The following is a 3,984-nucleotide window of genomic DNA, read 5'->3' on the forward strand; positions in this document are numbered from 1 at the left end:
CCCGCTATAGCGCCGAATTTATTGGATCGGTAAACGTCTTTGAAGGCGTACTCAAAGAGCGTCAGGAAGATGGTCTGGTGCTTTATTCGCCGGGGCTGGTGCATCCGCTGAAAGTCGACGCGGATGCCTCGGTGGTCGATAACGTGCCAGTGCATGTGGCGCTGCGTCCGGAAAAAATCATGCTCTGTGACGAACCGCCTGCTGATGGCTGCAATTTTGCAGTGGGAGAGGTGACACATATTGCCTATCTCGGTGATTTGTCTGTTTATCATGTCCGCCTGAAAAGCGGGCAGATGATCAGCGCCCAGTTACAAAACGCCCATCGTTTTCGCAAAGGGTTACCGACCTGGGGCGATGAAGTTCGTTTGTGCTGGGAATCAGACAGTTGTGTGGTGCTGACGGTTTAAGGAGCAAAGATGAGTACACTTGAACCTGCTGCCCAGCCGGGCGGATTAAAGCAGTGGCTTACACAGTGGCAAATGAAGCACGGGCGCAAACTGGTGATTGCGCTGCCGTATATCTGGTTGATTTTGTTGTTTCTGCTGCCATTTCTTATCGTCTTTAAAATAAGCCTGGCTGAGATGGCGCGCGCCATTCCGCCTTATACCGAACTGATGGAGTGGGCTGACGGGCAACTGTCTGTCACCCTCAATCTCGGCAATTTCCTGCAACTGACTGACGATCCGCTCTATTTCGATGCTTATCTCCAGTCGTTACAGGTGGCGGCGATTTCGACCGTTTGTTGCTTATTGCTCGGCTATCCGCTGGCGTGGGCAGTGGCGCACAGTAAACCTTCGACCCGCAATATCTTATTGCTGCTGGTGATCCTGCCTTCGTGGACCTCATTTTTGATCCGCGTTTACGCCTGGATGGGGATACTAAAAAACAATGGCGTGCTGAATAATTTCCTGCTGTGGCTGGGGGTTATCGATCAGCCGCTGACCATTCTGCATACCAATCTGGCCGTTTATATCGGCATTGTTTACGCCTATGTGCCGTTTATGGTGTTGCCTATCTACACCGCGTTAACTCGCATTGATTATTCGCTGGTGGAAGCCGCGCTGGATCTCGGCGCGCGTCCGCTGAAGACTTTCTTTACGGTGATTGTGCCGCTTACCAAAGGTGGGATTATCGCCGGATCGATGCTGGTTTTCATTCCGGCGGTGGGTGAGTTTGTGATCCCGGAACTGCTCGGCGGCCCGGACAGCATCATGATCGGGCGCGTTCTGTGGCAGGAGTTTTTCAATAACCGTGACTGGCCGGTGGCCTCAGCGGTGGCAATCGTTATGTTATTGCTGCTGATTGTGCCAATTATGTGGTTCCACAAATATCAGCAAAAAAGCGTGGGGGAACACGGATGAATAATTTACCGGTCGTTCGTTCGCCCTGGCGAATGGTGATTTTGTTGCTGGGCTTCACCTTTCTCTATGCGCCGATGCTGATGCTGGTCATCTATTCATTTAACAGTTCGAAGCTGGTGACGGTGTGGGCCGGTTGGTCAACGCGCTGGTACGGCGAGTTATTGCGTGATAATGCGATGATGAGTGCGGTCGGCTTAAGTCTGACGATTGCCGCCTGTGCGGCGACGGCGGCGGCAATTCTTGGAACTATCGCGGCGGTTGTGCTGGTGCGCTTTGGCAGGTTTCGTGGATCAAATGGCTTTGCCTTTATGATCACCGCGCCGCTAGTCATGCCGGATGTGATCACTGGCCTGTCGCTGTTGTTATTGTTCGTTGCTCTTGCTCATGCGATCGGCTGGCCTGCCGATCGCGGTATGTTAACTATCTGGCTGGCGCACGTGACTTTCTGTACGGCTTATGTGGCAGTTGTTATTTCTTCGCGTCTGCGGGAACTGGATCGCTCCATTGAAGAAGCGGCGATGGATCTCGGCGCGACGCCGCTGAAGGTGTTTTTCGTCATTACACTACCGATGATCATGCCGGCGATCATTTCTGGCTGGTTACTGGCTTTTACTCTGTCGCTTGATGATCTGGTGATCGCCAGCTTTGTTTCCGGGCCGGGAGCCACCACCTTACCGATGCTGGTCTTTTCCAGTGTGCGGATGGGGGTGAATCCGGAAATCAACGCCCTGGCAACATTGATTCTCGGCGCGGTAGGAATTGTCGGATTTATCGCCTGGTATTTAATGGCGCGCGCAGAAAAGCAGCGGATACGCGATATCCAGCGTGCAAGACGTGGCTGAAGACACTAAAATTTGCCAACCTGGCTACATAATGCCGCGCATGTCGCGGCATTGTTTTCATGGAAGACGAAACGTTGGGATTTTTTAAGAAAACATCTTCATCACATGCTCGCCTGAATGTGCCTGCACTGGTGCAGGTGGCGGCGCTCGCCATTATTATGATCCGTGGCCTCGACGTGCTGATGATTTTCAATACGCTGGGCGTGCGCGGTATCGGCGAGTTCATACATCGCAGCGTACAAACCTGGAGTTTAACGCTGGTCTTTCTAAGCAGCCTTGCGCTGGTTTTTATTGAAATCTGGTGTGCGTTTTCGCTAGTGAAAGGGCGTCGCCTGGCGCGCTGGCTGTATCTGCTGACGCAAATCACGGCCGCCAGTTATCTGTGGGCAGCTTCGCTCGGTTATGGTTACCCTGAGCTGTTCAGCATTCCCGGTGAATCGAAACGCGAAATCTTCCATAGTCTGATGTTACAAAAGCTGCCGGACATGCTCATCTTATTGCTGCTGTTTGTTCCCGCCACCAGTCGGCGGTTCTTCCAGTTGCAATAATGTGTATAATCCTCGCCCCTGATGATGTGAAGGTCAATGTATGCAGTGCGCACTTTACGACGCGGGTCGCTGCCGCTCCTGTCAGTGGATAACGCAGCCGATTCCAGAGCAACTCTCCGCTAAAACCACCGATCTTAAAAATCTGTTGGCCGATTTTCCGGTCGCGGAATGGTGCGCGCCGGTGTCTGGCCCGGAACAAGGGTTTCGCAATAAAGCCAAAATGGTGGTGAGTGGTAGCGTTGAAAAACCACTGCTCGGAATGCTACACCGCGACGGTACGCCAGAAGATCTTTGCGACTGTCCGCTTTACCCTGCCTCATTTGCGCCTGTTTTTGCGGCGCTAAAACCGTTTATCGCCCGTGCGGGGCTGACGCCCTACAACGTGGCGCGCAAGCGTGGCGAACTGAAATATATTCTGCTGACTGAAAGCCAGATGGATGGCGGTATGATGCTGCGCTTTGTACTGCGCTCTGAAACCAAGCTGGCGCAACTGCGTAAGGCGCTGCCGTGGTTACAGGCGCAACTGCCGCAGCTAAAAGTCATTACCGTCAATATTCAGCCAGTGCATATGGCGATAATGGAAGGGGAGACGGAGATCTACCTGACCGAACAGCAGGCGCTGGCAGAGCGTTTTAATGACGTGCCGCTGTGGATCCGCCCGCAAAGTTTCTTCCAGACTAATCCGGCGGTCGCCAGCCAGCTGTACGCCACCGCGCGTGACTGGGTGCGGCAATTGCCGGTAAATCATATGTGGGATCTGTTCTGCGGCGTTGGTGGTTTTGGTTTGCATTGCGCAACGCCAGAAATGCAGCTAACGGGGATTGAAATTGCGCCAGAAGCGATAGCCTGTGCGAAACAATCTGCTGCTGAACTGGCTCTAACGCGTCTGCAATTTCAGGCGCTGGACTCCACTCAGTTTGCCACTGCTCAGGGTGAAGTGCCGGAGCTGGTGCTGGTTAATCCACCGCGTCGCGGCATTGGTAAACCGCTGTGTGATTATCTTTCGACGATGGCACCGCGTTTTATTATCTACTCAAGCTGTAACGCCCAAACGATGGCGAAAGATATCCGCGAACTACCAGGATATCGCATTGAGCGGGTACAGCTTTTCGATATGTTCCCCCACACCGCACATTATGAAGTGCTTACGCTGCTGGTGAAGCAATAAAAAAGCCGCATCTGCGGCTTCAGATCGCAGACCTGGTGCGCTTTGTTCATGCCGGATGCGGCGTG

Annotated in this window: 5 protein-coding genes; all 5 read left to right on the forward strand. The window is 53.3% G+C overall.

Features of this window, described 5'->3' with window-relative positions:
• On the forward strand, positions 1-407 hold a 407-nt coding region (locus EQY_RS0122605; protein ID WP_000308950.1), incomplete at its 5' end, for a TOBE domain-containing protein.
• Between the two features lie 9 nt (positions 408-416).
• Positions 417-1,361, forward strand: a complete 945-nt coding sequence (potH, locus tag EQY_RS0122610) for a putrescine ABC transporter permease PotH (protein WP_000105411.1) — start codon at positions 417-419, stop codon at positions 1,359-1,361.
• A complete protein-coding gene (gene potI / locus EQY_RS0122615) occupies positions 1,358-2,203 on the forward strand; it encodes a putrescine ABC transporter permease PotI (protein ID WP_001061680.1) in 846 nt (281 codons plus the stop codon). Before potH ends, potI begins: the two co-directional genes overlap by 4 nt.
• Before the next feature lie 59 nt (positions 2,204-2,262).
• Complete coding sequence (locus tag EQY_RS0122620) at positions 2,263-2,751, forward strand: YbjO family protein (RefSeq protein ID WP_000389254.1); 489 nt, start codon at positions 2,263-2,265, stop codon at positions 2,749-2,751.
• 40 nt (positions 2,752-2,791) lie between these two features.
• Positions 2,792-3,919 (forward strand): 23S rRNA (uracil(747)-C(5))-methyltransferase RlmC, encoded by a 1,128-nt coding sequence (gene rlmC, locus EQY_RS0122625; RefSeq protein WP_001149760.1) that lies wholly within the window; start codon positions 2,792-2,794, stop codon positions 3,917-3,919.
• The last annotated feature ends 65 nt before the right edge of the window (positions 3,920-3,984 follow it).

It is taken from the genome of Escherichia sp. TW14182, assembly GCF_000208525.1.
GTDB lineage: Bacteria > Pseudomonadota > Gammaproteobacteria > Enterobacterales > Enterobacteriaceae > Escherichia > Escherichia ruysiae.

What these genes read in the sequence shown, in the direction of transcription:
- rlmC (WP_001149760.1), top strand. Translation starts at nt 2,792, where the DNA reads ATGCAGTGCGCACTTTACGACGCGGGTCGCTGCCGCTCCTGTCAGTGG.
- EQY_RS0122620 (WP_000389254.1), top strand. Translation starts at nt 2,263, where the DNA reads ATGGAAGACGAAACGTTGGGATTTTTTAAGAAAACATCTTCATCACAT.
- potH (WP_000105411.1), top strand. Translation starts at nt 417, where the DNA reads ATGAGTACACTTGAACCTGCTGCCCAGCCGGGCGGATTAAAGCAGTGG.
- potI (WP_001061680.1), top strand. Translation starts at nt 1,358, where the DNA reads ATGAATAATTTACCGGTCGTTCGTTCGCCCTGGCGAATGGTGATTTTG.